We start from the raw sequence: 16691 nt of genomic DNA on the forward strand, positions 1-16691 counted from the left end.
CTCAGAACCGGCCGAACTTGAACATCACCGAGCCGGTGAAGCCGCTCAGGTCCTGCTCGCGCATCCCGGACAGGTCGACGCTGCCGACGTAGCGATAGCCTGTGCCCAGCGCCAGCCGGAGGAAGCGCAGGACGTTCATCTCGATGGCGAGGGTGGGCTCGGCGACGAAGACCACGTCATCCTCCACGGAGCGGTCCTCTCGCCACGAGCGGCGCGGCCGGCTGTAGCCCACGACTCCGCCTCCGACGAGCGTGCCGATGGAGGCGTGCACCAGCTTGTCGGGCAGGAGGATGTACTCGAGCCAGAGGCCGCCATACGCGAAGTCCAGCCGGAGGTCCTCGCCGATGTCCGGTGCGCCCTCGGGCGCTGGCAGGCGGGTGAGCAGGGCGAAGCCGCCCGCGCCGAAGACGAAGTGATGGTTGGCGATCCACCCACCCCGGCCGCCCAGGAGCAGGGCATCCCGGTCCAGGATGCGGCTGTAGGTGAACACCGGGCCGCCATAGCCCCCTTGCGAGCCCTTGCCGGAGATGAGCGTCTCCATCTCGGGCGTGGGCTCCTGGCGCCGGGGAGCGTCGGGCGCCTGGGCGCCGGGCGGCGCCGGGGGAGGCCGCGGCGGCACGGGCTCGGGCGGAGGAGCGGGCTCGGTGGCCGGGGGAGGCGGCCCGGGTGGACCGGCCTCCTGGCCGAGCGCGATGCCCGTGGGCAGGACGACGGCGAGCAGCAGCAGGAGGGAGCGACTCATGCGCCACCACGAAAGCATGCTTCGCGCCGCCTGGCTCGCGTCCTCGAGGGCAGGCGTCGGGTGGCGCCGCCCGCACGGTGTCTGCTGGTGGACGCCTTCCTGGTCCGGCATGTCATTTTTAAGCCCACGCCTGAAAAATGCCGGTGCACCGCATGGGGAGTTGTTGCCTGATCAGGCGGAAAGCCTTCGTGATGGCACCTCGTCCCTCTCCGTGGTCACTCTCCCCCGCGTGCCGTCCTGCCCACTGTTTACAGTGGCCCACGCGTCATGTCTCGGGTGCTAGCTTGCGCGCACCCTGGCCCTCCCGTGCCTGGGTGACCCGCCCCGCCGAGCCCCCGGCGGCCCGCCCCAGTGGACTGGCGGGTCTCAGCCTCTCTCCCATGGGGCACCGAGGCTCCTCGCAATGACGGCCGTGGCCCCTCCCCTGCTTCAGCGCATCCCCAGCGGCGTCCTCGGTCTGGACGCCGTGCTCGATGGAGGCTTCCTGCAAGGAGGCACCTACATCGTCGCGGGCATGCCGGGTACGGGGAAGACCATCCTCGGCAACCAGATCTGCTTCCACCACGTGGCCCATGGCGGGCGGGTGGTCTACGTCACGCTGCTGGCGGAGACGCACGGGCGGATGCTGGCGCACCTGCGCGGCATGGCCTTCTTCACCGAGGAGCCGCTGGCCTCCGCGCTCCACTATGTGAGCGCCTACCGGGTGCTGACGCAGGAGGGGCTCAAGGGGCTGCTGGAGCTCTTGCGCCAGCTCATCCGCGAGCACCGCGCCAGCATGCTGGTGCTGGACGGGCTGGTGAGCGCCAGCGCGTCGGCGCCCAACGAGCTGGCCTTCAAGGAGTTCGTCCACGAGCTGAACACGCTGGTGAGCGTCATCGGCTGCACCACCTTCCTGCTCACCAACAGCCACACCCCCGAGGACGTCCACCCCGAGCACACCATGGTGGACGGCCTCATCGAGCTGTCGGACGAGCTCATCGGCGTGCGCGCGGTGCGCGAGCTCATCGTCCGCAAGTTCCGCGGCAGCGCGCACCTGCGCGGCCGGCACGTGTTCCAGATCTCCCAGCAGGGCATCACCGTCTACCCGCGCTCGGAGGCGATGCTGGCCGACCCCATCGCCGTGCCGGGCGAGTACACCTCGCGCGTGCCGGTGGGCGTGCCGGCGCTGGACGAGATGCTCCGGGGCGGGCTGCAGCGCAGCAGCGCCACGCTCCTCATGGGGCCGTCCGGCAGCGGCAAGACGCTGCTGGGGCTGCAGTTCCTGGCCCAGGGCGCGAAGCTGGGCGAGCCCTGTCTCTACTTCGGCTTCTACGAGTCGCCGCCGCGGCTGGTGGGCAAGGGCCAGGCCATCGGGCTGGATCTGCTCGGCGCGGTGCGCAGCGGGTCGCTGGAGATGATCTGGCAGCCGCCGGTGGAGCTGGTGCTGGATGCGCTGGCGGTGAAGATCCTCGCGGCCATCAAACGGCGAGGCGTCACGCGGGTGCTCATCGACGGGCTGGTGGGCTTCAAGGAGTCCACCGTCCACACCGAGCGCATCAACCGCTTCTTCGCCGCCTTCACCAACGAGCTGCGCGCGCTGGACGTGACGACGGTGTTCACCGAGGAGACGCGGGTGCTCTTCGGCCCGGAGGTGGAGACGCCCGTGAAGGGGCTGTCCGCGCTGGTGGAGAACCACATCTTCCTGCGCCAGGTGGAGTGGCGGGGCGAGCTGCGGCGGGTGCTGGCCATCCTCAAGACGCGCGAGAGCGGGCATGACCCGTCCCTGCGCGAGTTCACCATCGACGACCGGGGCCTGCACCTCGGAGGTCGCTTCGACAGCACGGGGGCCGTGCTCACCGACTCGGGGCTGTCCTCCTCGACGCGGCGGAGCAATACCCGCAGGCCCACGGCGCGCAAGAAACGAGGGAGCCGGAAGTGAAGACGGTCCTCCTCGTCGACGACGAGCATGCCATTCTCGATGCGCTGTCCGGCATCCTCGAGGACGAGGGTTTCCGGGTGGTGACGGCCGGCAATGGCCGCGAGGCGCTCGCCCGGATGGAAGAGGCCAGGCCGGACGTGGCGCTCGTGGACGTGATGATGCCGGTGATGGACGGGCGCGAGCTGCTGCGCGAGCTGCAGGCCCATGAGCGCTGGCGCACCGTGCCCGTGGTGCTGATGAGCGCCGTGCCCCGCGCCATCCTCACCCGCGACGCGCCCATCACGTGCGACGACTTCTTCCAGAAGCCGTTCGACTTGTGGAAGCTCATCGACCGGCTGCGCGAGCTGGCCGGTTCGGACGACTCGCACTGAGCCCGGGCCGCCGAGGCCCTGGTTCAGGGAACGTCCATGTCCATATAGGCGCGCCGCGCCGGCACCGAGTAGAAGTGGCCCTCGGGCAGCACGTAGGCGGTGAGCCGGCCGCCGTAGACGCAGCCCGAGTCCAGCCCGTAGGCGTGGGGGTGGCGCTGGAGCCGGCGCACCGCATCGTGCCCGAAGAGGACGAGCTCGGGCCCGGGCCACCTGCTGGCCCAGGGCTCCCCGTCCTCCACGCGCTTGGAGGGCTTTCCGTCGGCGGAGATGCTGCGCAGGTTGAGCAGGTGCTCCTGGCGCTGCTCCCTCAGGGCCACGCCCGGCACCAGCCCGGCGTGGACGGCGAGCGCGTTGAGCTCCGGCAGGCGCATGTAGAGGGGGCGGGACTCGAGGTACTTCCAGTCCTCGGGGCCCAGGGTGTCGAGCACGCGCTGGTGCTCGGGCTTGAGCCTCTTGCCGGGCTTCTGGTGCCCGTGGTGCCAGCGCAGCACGTGCTCGTCGTGGTTGCCGCGCACGGCCAGCAGGCCCCGCTCGCGCGCCCGCGCCACCACCCCGGCCGAGTCCGGGCCCTTGGCCACCAGGTCCCCCAGCAGCACCACGCGCTCGCCTGGCTGCCAGCCGCACTCCTTCAGGAGCGCATCCAGCTCGTCGGCGCAGCCGTGCACGTCACCGATGAACAGCGTCCGCATCCGCCACTTCCTGTCACGCGGAGGTGAGGGCCCCTCGCCGTGGGTGAGTCCCTCGACATGCCGGAACGTCTCTCCGTGCACTCACCGGGAGGAGATGTTACCTGCCTGCCGCGCACTCGGGCAGCTGGAAGCCGCGGGGCCTTCGAGCCCTGGCACTGGCGTTGCTGGTAAGAGCGGGAGGCCCGCCGGGTGCGGGCAGCGGGCCACGGCAGGCCCTGGAGGTGAATGTGGTGGAGCACGGCGGCATGGCAGGTGGCTTCTCGGCCTGCGCTTCCTGGCTGGAGCTGAGCGCGTCGGCCCTGCGGCACAACGTGGAGGTGTTCCGGGCGCTGGAGGCCGCCGTGGGCGGGGGGCCTCGGCGGACGTTCGGCGCGGTGCTCAAGGGCAACGCGTACGGGCACGGCTTCCGGGAGATGCTGCCGCTGGTGCACCCGCTGGCGGACGTCCTCTACCTCATCACCCCCCAGGACGGGCTGGCGGTGCGGGCCTTCGAGCGGGAGCGCGGGCTGGCGCCCCGGCAGGTGCTCGTCATCGGCGCCATCGCGCCGGAGGAGGCGGTGGCGCTGGCGCGCGAGGGCGTGGACGCGGTGGTGGCGGACCTGTCGTGGCGGGAGGCGGGGGCGGCGCTGCGCGCGGCCCGGCTGGAGCGCCCCCTGCGGGTGCACGTGCACATCGACACGGGCCTGGGGCGCGAGGGCTTCACGCTGGAGCAGATTCCCCGGGACACGGGGTTCCTGGCCGAGTACCGGGACGTGTTCGAGCTGGTGGGGGTGCTCAGCCACTTCTCCAACACGGAGGACGTGACGGAGCAGGCGTACGCGCTGGCGCAGCTCGAGGCCTTCGAGGCGGGGCTGGCCCGGCTGGTGGCGCAGCTCTCCCCGGCGCGGCCTCCGCAGCGGCACATCGCCGCCAGCGCCGCGAGCCTGGTGCTGCCTCGCGCCCGGTACGAGGCGCTGCGGGTGGGCATCTCCTTATATGGACTGTGGCCCTCGCCGGAGACGCGGCTGTCGGCGCGGCTGGTGCTGGGCGAGGTGCCCGCGCTGCGGCCGGTGCTCTCGTGGCGCTGCGGGAGCCAGGTGGTGAAGTGGCTGCCGGCGGGCAGCTACGTGGGCTACGGGTGCACCTACCGGTGCTCGGAGCCCACGCGCATCGCCGTGCTGCCGGTGGGGTACTTCGACGGGTACCCGCGGCTGGTGTCGGGCAAGGCGCACGTGCTGGTGAACGGGCGGCGGTGCCCGGTGCTGGGGCGCGTGATGATGAACCACCTCATCGTGGACGTGACGCGGGCCGCGGCGGACGAGCGGCCGGTGACGGCCACGCTGCTGGGGCACGACGGGGATGAGTCCGTGTCGGCCGAGGCGCTGGCGGGCTGGGCGCAGACCATCCACTACGAGGTGGTGACGCGGCTGGGCGCGCACCTGCGGCGGGTGGTGGTGGACTGACGCTGGCGCCCCTCGCTCAGGCGGCCTCGGCCACGTCCTCCAGGCACTCGTCGGTCAGCGATTGGATCTGCCCGATGACGACCATGCAGAGCAGCGCGCCGACGGTGAGGAGCACCTGGGACGTGAAGCTGGCGAGCAGCGCGGAGACGAGCAGGAGCGGCTCCGCGCCGAGGGAGAGGAAGAGGTACTCCTTGATGAGCCAGGTGATGACGCCGAGCACCCACGCCGTCCACCACGCCGTCACCGCCGCGCCCGTCTTCGGCGAGCCTCCGAGGCTTCGGCGCAGGCCGCGCATCACGAGGTACGGATCATAGAGGTGGGCCAGGGGGATGAACCACCAGGCCACGGCCCACGCGGGCGTCGTCCCGGGGGCCAGGCCCAGTAGCTTCGCGGTCCTCACGGCCAGGTGCAGCCACCGCAGGAAGAAGAAGGCCGACAGCACGGTGGCCAGGCCCACCGACACCGTGAGCATCCGGGAGAGGCGCTCATAGGTCATGAAGGCGTCCACCGGCGCCATGCCTCCATCGAGCTTGGAGATGAGCCAGCCGCTGAGCGTGGCCCCGAGCGTCATGCTCAGCGCCACCAGGCCCAGCGACCACCGCGTCAGGCTGCCGCGACCGCGCAGCGAGGGGAGCTCCCGGAGCTGGCGGTACTCGCAGGCGGCGCAGAAGTCGCCCCACGTCTCGCAGCGGGCGCACACGAAGCGCCCGCATCGGGAGCACGTCCCCACCGGCTTGAAGGTGGGGTGCGTGGGGCAGGCGACCTGGAGCGCCATCGCGGGAGCGGCGGAAGTCATCAGCGCGTCACGTCTCCGCCGGGATTATGGCGCAGGTGGCGAGATGGTTCACACTGCCCGCATGCGGGCGTGCGGCCCCCGGAGACGATGGAGCGCGTCTACTTCGCCTGGGAGACCTTGTTGGCCGTGCCGGTGTTGTCCACCTTGGGCTTCTTGGCACCGCCCACCGCGCGCTTCCAGGTGACGGAGTTGCTGGTGCCGGTGACCTCGATCTTGCCTACGCCGTCCACCGCGACCTTGTTCGAGCTCCCCGTCACCTCCACGCTCTTGCAGTCGCCGGTGATGGTGAAGTCGTTCGAGGAGCCGCTGATCGACACCTCGGTGTTCCCCGTGCAGGAGAGCGTGCCCTTCCTGCCGCTGTCGGCGATGTCGATCTCCGACTCCGAGGTGCTGGTGGTGGCGCTGTCCGTGTCGTCATCGTCGTCATCGTCCGCCTGGACGTTCACGCTGCCACCCTTCACGTCCACCTTGTTGCCGCCGGACTGCACCTTGACGCTGCCGTCCTTGCCGACCTGGACGGAGCTCTGCGCGCTCGCCGTCATCGCCAGACACACGGTGAGCCCGATGACCGCGGAACGAATCGCCTTCGACATGATGTGACCCCCTCTTGGAGTGAAGCCGGGGTTATACTCCGGGCGCGGGCGGCGTGAACTTCCAGCGGCGATGCAGCCACAGCCACTGGTCCGGATACTGACGGATGATGCGCTCGAGCCCCGCGGTGACGAGCGCGGTGTGCTCGGTGATGGGGTCCTTGCCCTCCTCGGGCGGCGGGGGAGGGATGGGGCCCTCGATGTGCACGCGCATGCGCGGACCGTCTCTCACGCCCATCACCACCCAGGCAGGCACTCCGGTGCGCTGGGCCGCCACCGCCATGGCCGGAGTGGTGGACGCCAGCTTGCCGAAGAACGGCACGAAGACGCCTTTGCTCGGGATGGCCTGGTCCAGCAGCATGTAGACGCTCTCGCCCCGGCTGATGGCATCCACCGTCTCCTGCACGGCGCCGCGCGGGTAGATGAGGCCGGCGCCCGCGCGCACCCGGTTCTCCGCGATGCGCATGTTGAGCGCGCCCTTGAGCGGGCGCACCAGCGCGTTGAGCGGCACGCCGCGGTGGATGAGCACCTCGCCGAGGATCTCCCAGTTGCCGAAGTGCGCCGTCACCAGCAGCGCGCCCTTGCCCGTGGCCAGGTGCGCCTGGAGCGCCAGCCAGGCCTCGCGGCCCACCACCTCTTCCTGCTCCCAGTCCGGCGGCATCCGGTCCCGATCCGCCAGGGCCTCGAGCACCGCGCGCGCCATGGTGATGTAGGTACCGCGAACGATGGCGTGCCGCTCCGCCTCGGTGCGCTCGGGCATGGCGAGGGCCAGGTTCTCCAGCGCGACGCGGCGCCGGATGCCCAGCGTGTAGGCCAGTCCGCCGATGAAGCGCGTGAGGCGCTCGCGGGTGTTGCGGCTGAGGCCAGCGACCCAGCGCAGCACGAGGTTGGCCAGGAAGCCGGTGATGGGGCCGGGCGGCTCGCCGATGATGCGGCGCAAGTGGGGCGACGTCAGCCGGATGGGATGGACCGCAGGGGCTGGCACGGTTGCGGGCGAGGACACGGCGGCGCACTCCACACCGAAGCGGACTGGCGGGCAAGGGTGGTCCACGCGAGCCAGGGAGGTACCCTGTGATTGGACCGGTCCCCAACTGGTATGACAGGCAGACCAGTTCGGCCGGGGTGCGCGCGGACCGGTCCCCAACTGGTATGACAGGCAGACCAGTTCGGCCGGAATTTGCCCGGCAGGAGGGCGGGCCTGACGCGGGGGGCGGACTCAGCGGGCGACACCTCCCCGCGACGCTCTGAGTTGATGCCCTGTTGACCCGGTTGTGATGCCATGCCACACGGGCGGACCCTCACCGGATAGGAGACCCCCCATGCGGAGAAACGCAGCAGCGCTTCTCGCTGTCTTCACGGGAATCGCGTGCTCGACTCACGGAGCAAATCTGCCCAGTGATGCGCATGCGCCATCGGCCCATGACGCGCCGCTAGGCGCCGCTGCTCCCGCGCAGGGCTCCGCTCCGGCAACGCCGCCCACTCCGCCCACGCTGCGCCTGCCCACCACCGTTCGCCCCACGGGCTACACCGTGGAGCTCACCGTGGACCCCAGCGCCGCCATCTTCCAGGGGGTGGCCGACGTGGCGCTGGAGGTGGCCGAGCCCACCTCCATACTCTGGCTGAACGGCAAGGCGCTCACCGTGAAGGGCGCCATCCTGACGCAGGCCGGCGCGCCCATCGACGTGGCGGTGGTGGCTGGCACCACCGACGTCATCGGCTTCACGCTCGCGCGCCCGCTGGCGAAGGGCCCCGCGAGCCTTCGCATCATCTACGAGGCCGTGGCCTCCACCCGTGAAGTCGAAGGCGCCTTCCGGGCCGAGGAGCGCGGGGACTGGTACGTCTTCACCCAGTTCGAGCCCATCGGCGCCCGGCGCGTCTTCCCCTGCTTCGACGAGCCGGGCTTCAAGGTGCCCTGGCAGCTCACCTTCCATGTCCCCGCGGGCAGCGTCGCGGTGACCAACACCCCGCTGCTGGCCGAGGAGCCCCACCCGGAAGGTGGCCGCACCTTCCGCTTCGCCCGTACCCAGCCGCTGCCCAGCTACCTCATCGCCTTCGGCGTGGGGCCGTTCGAGTTCGTCCAGGCCGCGCCCTCCGGCCGCAAGAAGGTGCCCACGCGCATCGTCACCCCCAAGGGCCGCGCCGCCGAGGCCGCCTATGCCGCGAAGGTGACGCCGGAGATCCTCGCCCGCCTCGAGGACTACTTCGACATGCCGTACCCCTACGAGAAGCTGGACACCCTCGCGGTGCCCCTCTTCAACGGCGCCATGGAGCACCCCGGCCTCATCACCTTCAACTCCGAGCGGCTGCTGGCCAAGGAAGGCGAGGACTCCGCCCAGCGCCAGCGAGGGTTCGCGGGCACGCAGGTGCACGAGCTGGGGCACCAGTGGTTCGGCAACCTCGTCACCCTGGCGTGGTGGGACGACCTGTGGCTCAACGAGTCCTTCGCCACCTGGATCGTCCCGCGCATCATCGAGGGCTGGCAGCCCACCTGGGACGCGCCGGTGCAGCGCGTGTACGCCCGCTCGCGCGCGCTGGAGGCCGACAGCCTGGTGACGGCGCGGCGCGTCCGCCAGCCCATCGAGCACGCCGGTGACATCCGCAATGCCTTCGACGCCATCACCTACGGCAAGGGCGGCGCGGTGCTGATGATGGCCGAGGAGTGGCTGGGCCGGGACGTCTTCCAGCGCGGGCTCCAGCGCTACGTGCGCGCCCACGCCAGCGGCAACGCCACGGCGAAGGACTTCCTGGACGCGCTCTCGGCCGAGGCCGGGCGGGACGTGAGCACGGTGCTGAACACCTTCCTGGATCAGGGCGGCGCGCCCATCATCACCGCCACCGCGGACTGCTCGGGCAAGGTGCCCAAGGTGGCGCTCTCCCAGCGACGCTACCTGCCGGTGGGCTCCAAGGGCGAGACGGCGCAGACGTGGAAGGTGCCCCTGTGCGTGCGCTACGGCGTGGGAGCGACGACGGGCCGCGCCTGCACCGTGCTCGAGGCCGAGCGCGCCGAGCTGCCGCTGCCCGAGGCGAAGTCCTGCCCGGACTGGCTCTATCCCAACGCCGAGGGCGCGGGCTACTACCGCACCGCGCTGACGGGAGACACGCTGCGCAAGCTGGTGTCCGTGGCGGACCGGCGGCTGACGCGCACCGAGCGCGTGGCGCTGCTCGGGGATGCGTACGCGCTGGCCAAGGCCGGGACACTGCCCGCCGGAGACGCGCTCTCCCTGGCCTCCCGCTTCGCGGGCGATCCGGATCGGCAGGTCTTCAGCGCCTCGCTGGAGCTGCTGCAGCTGGTGGACGAGAAGACGCTGTCCGAGCCCCGCCAGGTGGACTTCCAGCGCTTCCTGCGCGACACCTACGGGCCGCGCGCCCGGAAGCTGGGCTTCACCCCGCGCGCGGACGAGGACGAGGACACGCGCCTGCTGCGCCCCCGGCTGCTGGAGCTGGCCGGCCGCCAGGGCGGAGAGCCGGTGCTCGTCGCCGAGGCGAAGAAGCTGGCCGCGAAGTGGCTGGCGGACCCGCGAGCCGTGAGCCCCGAGCTGGTGCAGCCGGTGCTGGCCATCGCCGCCAGGCACGCGGGGGCGGAGTTCGTCCCGAGGTTCCACGCGGCCCTGAAGAAGGAGAAGGAGCGCAAGGTGCGCCAGCAGCTGCTCGGGGGCCTGAGCAGCGTGAGGGACCCGAAGCTGGTGCGCCAGCTGCTCCCCATGGTGCTGGACCCCGCCAATGACGCGCGCGAGGTGATGTGGGTGATGTTCAGCCCCTCGCAGGACCCCGCCACGCGGGAGGTGGTGTACACCTTCGTGAAGGAGAACTACGACGCGCTCGTCGCGCGGATGCCCGAGGCCGTCGCCGGAAACCTGGCGCGCGTGGGCGCCGCGTGGTGTGACGCGGAGCACCGCAAGGACGTGGCGGACTTCTTCACCGAGCGCAACGCGCGCACGCACGCCGGCCCCCGCATCCTGGCCCAGGTGCTGGAGCAGGTGGACCTGTGCATCGCCCAGAAGGAGGCCCAGCGCGCCAGCGTCGATGCCTTCCTCACCCGGGGCCCCGTGAAGGCGCCCGCGCCACAGTAGCGAGGTCGCTCGCCCCCGGGGCGCTCGCGTCGTCTCGGGAGCCCGGGGGAATGGGGCGTAGCACTCTCGCGGAGAGTGCGGGCGGCCCGTCATCGGGAACCTTCCCTGCCTCCTGGTGTGTTTCCCAGATAGGAGGTCGCGACCCATGACTGCAGGCAGGACGTCCGCCGCGGTGCGCTTCTGGGATGCGCTTGCGATCACGGCCGCGGCCTCCGCAGCCGCGCTCCTCGCGCCGTCCCCGAGCCTCGCCGCCACGCCGGGCGAGCGCACCCAGGCCCTGACACCCCTGGAGCAGGAGCTCATCGTCACTCCGGACACGGAGCCCTCCGAGGTCCGCCAGCCCGTCGCCGGCTACCTGCGCCGGACAGAGGACGGCTGGTCGCTGGACATGCTGCCAGGGCCCGTGGCCCGGACCGGGCCGCTGCCGGTGCTCACCACGACGGCGGACTCGGCGCCGGAGCATGCTCCCTCGCTCTCCATCTACCCCTACGCGCCGTTCTTCCGGATCGATTTCTAGACCGCGCGTCACATCCGCGCCCCCGCCGCTCTACCCGTGGGGCGAGCCCCGCGAGGGGCTCCGAACGCGGAGGGCGCCATGGCTGAAGTACGGAAGGAAGCAACCTCGCTCCCCTGGTACGAGCGTGTCCAGGGGCAGATTGCTCAGGCCGAGCGCCGCTACCGGGACCGGCGCCGGGTGCGCGAGGGGGTCGTGCACCAGCTCAAGGACGAGCACCGCACCCCGCTGGAGGTGGACAGCCCGGAGCGCGTCCGGGCCCGGCTGCGGCGGCTCGGCATCGAGGCCGCCGAGGGCAAGCTGTGCCCGGACACGGCGAGGGTCCGCTCGAGCATCGTCCCCGTCACCGCCGAGCCCGCGAAGCTGGTGTACGAGCGGGTGCTGGGGCGGAGCGACTTGACCAGCGTGTGCTTCCTGGAGCGCGGGCTCAAGGTGTCGCGCAGCGTGGGGCGGGTGCGCATCAACGACTCGCGCGGGCGGCTGACGGGCTACGGCACGGGCTTCCTGGTGACGCCTCGGCTGCTGCTCACCAACAACCATGTGCTCTCCAGCGCGGCGGAGGCCAGCACCAGCCAGATCGAGTTCAACTACCAGTCGGGCATCGACGGCGCCTCGCTGCCCTCGGTGCTCTTCGCGCTGGACCCCGGGGCGCTCTTCATCACGGACGCGGCGCTCGACTACACGCTGGTGGCCGTGAGGGAGCAGTCGGCGGATGGCCAGCCGCTGCGCGACTTCGGCTTCAACCGGCTCGTGGAGGCGCAGGGCAAGGTGCTGCTCGGCGAGTACGTGAACATCATCCAGCACCCCAACGGAGAGCCGAAGCAGCTCGCCCTGCGCGAGAACCAGGTCGTCGATCTGCTCGATGACTTCTGCCACTACCTGACGGACACCGCGCCGGGCTCCTCGGGCTCGCCCGTCTACAATGACCAGTGGGAGGTGGTGGCGCTCCACCACATGGGCGTGCCGAAGCGCTCCGAGGATGGACGCCTGCTCACGGTGGAAGGCACGCCCTGGGAGCCGGGCATGGATCCGGCGCTGCTCGCCTGGAAGGCCAACGAGGGCGTGCGCGTGAGCAGCCTCGTGCGGCACCTGCGCTCGCGCTCCCTGTCCCCGGAGGCGGCCCGGCTGCGCGCGGCGCTGCTCGAGCCCATGGGCGGCCCCGAGGCCCCCGCCCGCCCGCGCACCGGCTCGCGCAAGCGCACCGCCACGGTCTCGGCCCGGCGCTCGAAGGTGGAGGCGCGGGGGAGCGGCTCGGAGCTGGCTCCGGAGCCGGATGTCTCCGGGCTGCTGACACAGCGGATGGGTACCGAGGAGCCGTCCATGGAAGGAGGCGCGCCGTCGCGTGAGCCGCGAGAGCCCTCGCGGGAGGTGAGCCTCGGGGATGGGGCCGCGACGCTCACGCTGCCGCTGCGCCTGAGCATCCAGGTGGACCTGGCGGAAGGCGTCACGCTCGGGAAGAGCGGCGCCGTGGAGCCACGCCCCGCGCCCGCCCCACGGCCGGCCTCCAGGCGGCGCCCCATCATCGAGGTGACGGCCCACGCGCGGCCGGAGATAGAGGAGGCGCTCGCCGAGCTGGAGCGCTCGCGGCGTCGGCCCTACTTCGACGAGGCGGCCTCTCGCGCCGCCCAGGAGCGCTACTACGCGGACCTCGGACAGGAGCCGGACTTCGAGGCGCTCAGCGAGCTGGTGCGAGGCACCCACCGCACGCTGCTGCGCTACGCGCCCATGCGCCAGGTCTACCCGTGGGTGGACCTCCAGCCGGACGGGATGCTGCGCAGCATCTACTCCGGCAAGGGGTTCGAGCCGGAGGAGTTCATCCGCGAGGACGCGCGCATCGACCAGCTGCGCGGCGAGCGCTTCCGCGAGCTGCTCACCACCGAGGGCATCCTGGGCGCCGAGGCGATGGCGGCGCGGATGGAGCTGCTGGAGGCGGCGCTGCCATACAACTGCGAGCACGTGGTGCCCCAGTCCTGGTTCTCCAAGCGCGAGCCGATGCGGGGAGACCTGCACCACCTGTTCGCGTGCGAGTCCGGCTGCAACAGCTTCCGGGGCAACACGCCGTACTTCGACTTCCCGGACTTCGAGGAGGTGGAGCGCGAGGAGTGCGGCCGGCGGGTGGCCAACAAGTTCGAGCCCACCCGCGGCAAGGGCGCGGTGGCGCGCGCCACGCTCTACTTCCTGCTGCGCTACCCGGGGGAGATCAACCGCACCTCCACCGAGTACGAGGAGAGCCGGCTCGCGGTGCTGCTGCGGTGGCACGAGGCGGAGCCGCCCTCGCTGTACGAGCGGCACCGCAACGACGCCATCTTCGAGCGCCAGGGCAACCGCAACCCCTTCATCGACCGCCCGGAGTGGGCCGGGCAGGTGGACCTGCTGGAGGGGCTGGGCTGAGCGGCGGCTACTTGCCGCGGCGGTTCATGAAGGCCAGGAAGGCCTCGCGCGCCTCGTCGGAGTTGAGGCGCTTGATGAACTCGGCGCCCTCGCGCCGCAGGGTGGCGTTCACCTCGGCGCGGATGGGCTCGCGCAGCAGGCGCTTGGTCACCTTGAGCGCCTCCAGGGGCTTGGCGGCCAGCGTCCGGGCGCGCTCGTTGGCCACCTCCAGGAGCTGGGCGTCCGGCACCACGCGCGAGACGAAGCCGGCGCGCTGCGCGGTGGCCGCGTCGAACGGATCTCCGAACATCAGCAGCTCGCTGGCCAGCGCCATGCCCGCGTTGCGCGGCACCAGCAGGCTGGAGGCTCCCTCCGCGCACACGCCCAGGTTGATGAAGGGCATGACGAAGCGGGCCCGCTCGCTGGACACCACGTAGTCACAGTGCAGCAGCATCGTCGTGCCGATGCCCACCGCCGGGCCGTCCACCGCGGCCACCACCGGCTTCTCGTAGTTCACCAGCGCGCGCAGGAACTGGAACACCGCGCTGTCCTCGCCGGCCGGCGGCCGCTCCAGGAAGTCGCCAATGTCGTTGCCCGCGGTGAAGGTGCCTCCGGCGCCGGTGAGCAGCACCACGCGCACCGTCGGGTCCATGCCCGCCTCGAGCAGGGCCTGCGTGGTGGCCTCGTACATCGCGTGGGTGAAGGCGTTCTTCTTCTCGGGGCGGTTGAAGGTGAGGGTTCGCACGCCCTCGGCGTCTTGCGTCAACAGGGTCTCGGACATGGCCGCGCAGCCTACCCTCCCGTCGCTCCTCCGGGCTTCGCGAACTCGGAGGAATCTGCTCGCCTACATCTCCTCCAGGCGGGGCAGGGCGCTGCCTTCCGGGGGGGCTTCCCGGGGCCGCCTGGCTCACAGGTCCACGCCCGTGGCGCGCTTGAGCCGCGCGGCGCGCAGCACCTCCTCCTCGTGGGCGCGGCGCGTGAGGCCGTGGTCCGTCACCATCATCAGCGTCAGCGGCTCGGCGCCCGTGGCGTGCGCCTGGTGCAGGGCCCAGCGCGGGACGAAGACGGCCTCCCCGGCCTTCACCTCCACCGTCGTGCCGCGCACCTGCACGCGGCCCGTGCCCGACAGGACCATGAGCAGCACCTCGTGGGCCAGCTCGCGCGGCTCGGTGCGGTGGCCGGCCACCACGTGCATCACGCTCGTCTCCAGCACCTCCGCGGGGAAGGGCACCCGGTCCACGGTGAAGTCGATGCCGCGCTGCTCGTGCGTCTGGCGGAAGAAGGGGACGACGTTGGACAGCTCCGCCAGGTGGACGGTGCGCGGCTCGGGCTCCTCGGGAGCCAGCGGCAGCCGCGCCTCGATGTGCTCCAGCAGCGGGCGGAGCCGCCGCTGTCGCGTGGCCTCGAACAGCGCCTCGAAGAGGTTGTTCTGCAGCTCCATCGCGCGCTCCATCGCGCGCGCGCAGGTGTCGAACCAGCCCGGCTCGCCCACGTGGGCGCGCACCAGCTCCTCCAGGAGCTTCAGGCGCGAGGTGTCCGCCTGCATCCTCCGGTGGAAGAACTGCAGGTGCCGCTCGCTCACGCCGCTCTGCTGCAGCCCGTCCACGAAGATGCTGTAGAGCCGGGGCAGGCTCGCCTCCAGCCCGAAGGCCAGGAAGGCGCTGGCGGCGTACGCTGGCGAGCGCAGGCACCCGTCCAGGCACTCGTGCACGAAGTGGCGCGTGGCGTCCTGGAAGCGGATGGACTCCACGTCCACGCCGAGCCCATCCCTCAGGAAGCGGCGGTAGAGCGCGGCGGGCTGCTTGTCCGGCGGCGCGGCCCCCCACTCCTCCCACAGCGTCTGCGTCAGCCGGGCCTCCCAGGGCTCGCTGTCGCACTGTGTCAGCAGCGCGTGGAAGAAGCGGGGCGCCGAGCGGGTGACCAGGGCGTACTGCGAGAAGACCGTGGCGTAGTCCTCGCGTGTGAGCGCGCCGCGCCGGCTGGCCTGGAGCAGGCGGTTGTTCCAGAAGGGGTGGGAGGCCAGCCGCGCCTTCAGCTCCGCCAGCGAGTCCTCGGTGGGGACGGGGGGAGGACTGGCGACGTTGGCGGGGCGCGGCTCGGAGGACAGACGTGGCGGGTTGGATTCCGGGGCGCTGCGTTGCGGCGCCATCTCGATGGCGCGGGCCGGACCGGCGGAGGGAGGGCTCATGACGGGACCCGGGGGCGCTGGGGATTTACAACTTTTACGAAGGTGTGCACGCCCGAGGGGCTGGCAAGCCCGGGGGGGCCTGTCCATCAGACCAACGGGAGTGTCTCCATACGGGCCTACGCCTCCTCCGGGGAGGTGAGCCGGAGGGGCCCTGAGCCTGTCCCGCTCCTGGGCATGCCAGCAGGGAAGCCATTGCCCGCCCCTTTGACGCAACGCGCTGACAGCGTGCTTTTCCTTGAGCATGTGCGGAGCGGGGCGGGGGGGCCAGCCCTACGGGGGTACAGATGCGCTTTCGAGACCGAGCAGACGCGGGTCGCCGCCTGGCGACCCTGCTCCTGCCTCAGCGGGGCCACGAGACACGGGTGTTCGGACTGAACGGTGGTGGGGTTCGCGTGGGGTATGAGGTGGCCCGCGCACTGGGCGTACCGCTGGAGCTATGGGTGGCCCGGACCGTCGCCGTCCCCCGCGAGCCCATGCTGCGGCTGGGCGCCGTGGCGGAGGGCAACGGGTACTTCCTGCACGCGGACACGGTGCGCTCCGTCGCCGCCGCGTCCTCGGAGATGACGGCGTGGATGGACGCGGAGGCGGGCGAGGTGGCGCTCGAGGCCCAGCACCTGCGCGGCGCCCGTCCCCGGATGGAGTCGGGAGCCGGCACGGCGGTGCTCGTGGTGGACGGCATCCCCGCGGGGGACCTGCAGGTGTACGCGGCGCTCCGGGGGCTGCGGCGCCAGCAGCCCCGGCACCTGGTGCTGGCGGCGCCAGTGGCGGCGGCGGAGGAGCTGGAGCGGCTGCGGCTGGAGGCGGACGAGGTGCTCTGCCTCCAGCCCATCTGGGCCCTGCTCGCGGTGGAGCACGCGTATGACGACTTCCGGAGCCTGCCCGAGCTCGAGGTGCGGCAGCTGCTGGAGCGGGCGCGGGAGGTCCGTCCTGGCCGCGAGGAGTGGGTCCCCGTCGAGAACAGCGAGTGGATCTGAACCGGGTGCCAGAGCCGTGCTGATGGT

At 71.7% G+C, this 16691-nt stretch carries 14 protein-coding genes; 7 read left to right on the forward strand and 7 right to left on the reverse strand.

The annotated features are described in order from the left end of the window. Nucleotide 1: 1 nt before the first annotated feature. Complete coding sequence (locus tag KY572_RS33325) at nt 2–742, reverse strand: hypothetical protein (RefSeq protein ID WP_224247699.1); 741 nt, start codon at nt 740–742, stop codon at nt 2–4. 403 nt (nt 743–1145) lie between these two features. Here KY572_RS33325 and KY572_RS33330 point away from each other — a divergent pair, with 403 nt between their 5' ends. Then, nucleotides 1146–2660 carry an ATPase domain-containing protein gene (locus KY572_RS33330; RefSeq protein WP_224247700.1) on the forward strand — a complete coding sequence of 505 codons (1515 nt, stop codon included), beginning with the start codon at nt 1146–1148 and terminating at the stop codon, nt 2658–2660. After that, nucleotides 2657–3031, forward strand: coding sequence for a response regulator (locus KY572_RS33335; RefSeq protein ID WP_224247701.1), 375 nt, complete (start codon nt 2657–2659; stop codon nt 3029–3031). The genes KY572_RS33330 and KY572_RS33335 overlap by 4 nt, the downstream gene beginning before the upstream one ends. Nucleotides 3032–3054: 23 nt before the next feature. Here the strand turns inward: KY572_RS33335 and KY572_RS33340 are convergent, their stop codons facing one another. Further along, a complete protein-coding gene (locus tag KY572_RS33340) occupies nt 3055–3720 on the reverse strand; it encodes a metallophosphoesterase (protein WP_224247702.1) in 666 nt (221 codons plus the stop codon). A 245-nt stretch (nt 3721–3965) separates the two neighbouring features. On the opposite strand from KY572_RS33340, the gene alr reads away from it, so the two are divergent. Next, nucleotides 3966–5162 (forward strand): alanine racemase, encoded by a 1197-nt coding sequence (alr, locus tag KY572_RS33345; protein ID WP_224247703.1) that lies wholly within the window; start codon nt 3966–3968, stop codon nt 5160–5162. A gap of 16 nt (nt 5163–5178) precedes the next feature. Here alr and KY572_RS33350 read toward each other — a convergent pair whose 3' ends face one another. The 3 genes from KY572_RS33350 to KY572_RS33360 all read right to left on the reverse strand — a co-directional run bounded on the left by KY572_RS33350 (nt 5179) and on the right by KY572_RS33360 (nt 7551). After that, nucleotides 5179–5958 carry a DUF4328 domain-containing protein gene (locus tag KY572_RS33350; RefSeq protein WP_224247704.1) on the reverse strand — a complete coding sequence of 260 codons (780 nt, stop codon included), beginning with the start codon at nt 5956–5958 and terminating at the stop codon, nt 5179–5181. A 98-nt stretch (nt 5959–6056) separates the two neighbouring features. Next, nucleotides 6057–6551 carry a DUF3060 domain-containing protein gene (locus tag KY572_RS33355; protein ID WP_224247705.1) on the reverse strand — a complete coding sequence of 165 codons (495 nt, stop codon included), beginning with the start codon at nt 6549–6551 and terminating at the stop codon, nt 6057–6059. A 31-nt stretch (nt 6552–6582) separates the two neighbouring features. Then, nucleotides 6583–7551, reverse strand: coding sequence for a lysophospholipid acyltransferase family protein (locus KY572_RS33360; protein ID WP_224247706.1), 969 nt, complete (start codon nt 7549–7551; stop codon nt 6583–6585). A 316-nt stretch (nt 7552–7867) separates the two neighbouring features. Here KY572_RS33360 and KY572_RS33365 point away from each other — a divergent pair, with 316 nt between their 5' ends. The 3 genes from KY572_RS33365 (at nt 7868) to KY572_RS33375 (ending at nt 13523) form a co-directional block, all read left to right on the forward strand. Next, nucleotides 7868–10618 carry a M1 family metallopeptidase gene (locus tag KY572_RS33365; protein ID WP_224247707.1) on the forward strand — a complete coding sequence of 917 codons (2751 nt, stop codon included), beginning with the start codon at nt 7868–7870 and terminating at the stop codon, nt 10616–10618. Between the two features lie 145 nt (nt 10619–10763). Next, nucleotides 10764–11135, forward strand: coding sequence for a hypothetical protein (locus KY572_RS33370; RefSeq protein WP_224247708.1), 372 nt, complete (start codon nt 10764–10766; stop codon nt 11133–11135). A gap of 78 nt (nt 11136–11213) precedes the next feature. Beyond that, entirely contained in the window at nt 11214–13523 is a 2310-nt protein-coding gene (locus KY572_RS33375; protein ID WP_224247709.1) for an endonuclease, read from the forward strand. A gap of 7 nt (nt 13524–13530) precedes the next feature. On the opposite strand, the gene KY572_RS33380 is transcribed toward KY572_RS33375, so the two are convergent. Next, nucleotides 13531–14283 carry an enoyl-CoA hydratase gene (locus KY572_RS33380; protein ID WP_224247710.1) on the reverse strand — a complete coding sequence of 251 codons (753 nt, stop codon included), beginning with the start codon at nt 14281–14283 and terminating at the stop codon, nt 13531–13533. A gap of 126 nt (nt 14284–14409) precedes the next feature. Beyond that, a complete protein-coding gene (locus tag KY572_RS33385) occupies nt 14410–15690 on the reverse strand; it encodes a cupin domain-containing protein (protein WP_224247711.1) in 1281 nt (426 codons plus the stop codon). A 362-nt stretch (nt 15691–16052) separates the two neighbouring features. On the opposite strand from KY572_RS33385, the gene KY572_RS33390 reads away from it, so the two are divergent. Continuing rightward, on the forward strand, nt 16053–16664 hold the full coding sequence (locus tag KY572_RS33390) for a hypothetical protein (protein WP_407660043.1): 612 nt from the start codon (nt 16053–16055) through the stop codon (nt 16662–16664). The last annotated feature ends 27 nt before the right edge of the window (nt 16665–16691 follow it).

It is taken from the genome of Hyalangium gracile (genome assembly GCF_020103725.1).
Classification (GTDB): Bacteria; Myxococcota; Myxococcia; order Myxococcales; family Myxococcaceae; genus Hyalangium; species Hyalangium gracile.

Bases quoted from the DNA above. Each gene is read 5' to 3' on its own strand.
- KY572_RS33375 (WP_224247709.1), top strand. From the start codon at position 11,214: ATGGCTGAAGTACGGAAGGAAGCAACCTCGCTCCCCTGGTACGAGCGT.
- KY572_RS33385 (WP_224247711.1), bottom strand. From the start codon at position 15,690: ATGAGCCCTCCCTCCGCCGGTCCGGCCCGCGCCATCGAGATGGCGCCG.
- KY572_RS33350 (WP_224247704.1), bottom strand. From the start codon at position 5,958: ATGACTTCCGCCGCTCCCGCGATGGCGCTCCAGGTCGCCTGCCCCACG.
- KY572_RS33325 (WP_224247699.1), bottom strand. From the start codon at position 742: ATGAGTCGCTCCCTCCTGCTGCTGCTCGCCGTCGTCCTGCCCACGGGC.
- KY572_RS33330 (WP_224247700.1), top strand. From the start codon at position 1,146: ATGACGGCCGTGGCCCCTCCCCTGCTTCAGCGCATCCCCAGCGGCGTC.
- KY572_RS33365 (WP_224247707.1), top strand. From the start codon at position 7,868: ATGCGGAGAAACGCAGCAGCGCTTCTCGCTGTCTTCACGGGAATCGCG.
- KY572_RS33340 (WP_224247702.1), bottom strand. From the start codon at position 3,720: ATGCGGACGCTGTTCATCGGTGACGTGCACGGCTGCGCCGACGAGCTG.
- KY572_RS33355 (WP_224247705.1), bottom strand. From the start codon at position 6,551: ATGTCGAAGGCGATTCGTTCCGCGGTCATCGGGCTCACCGTGTGTCTG.
- KY572_RS33370 (WP_224247708.1), top strand. From the start codon at position 10,764: ATGACTGCAGGCAGGACGTCCGCCGCGGTGCGCTTCTGGGATGCGCTT.
- alr (WP_224247703.1), top strand. From the start codon at position 3,966: ATGGCAGGTGGCTTCTCGGCCTGCGCTTCCTGGCTGGAGCTGAGCGCG.
- KY572_RS33380 (WP_224247710.1), bottom strand. From the start codon at position 14,283: ATGTCCGAGACCCTGTTGACGCAAGACGCCGAGGGCGTGCGAACCCTC.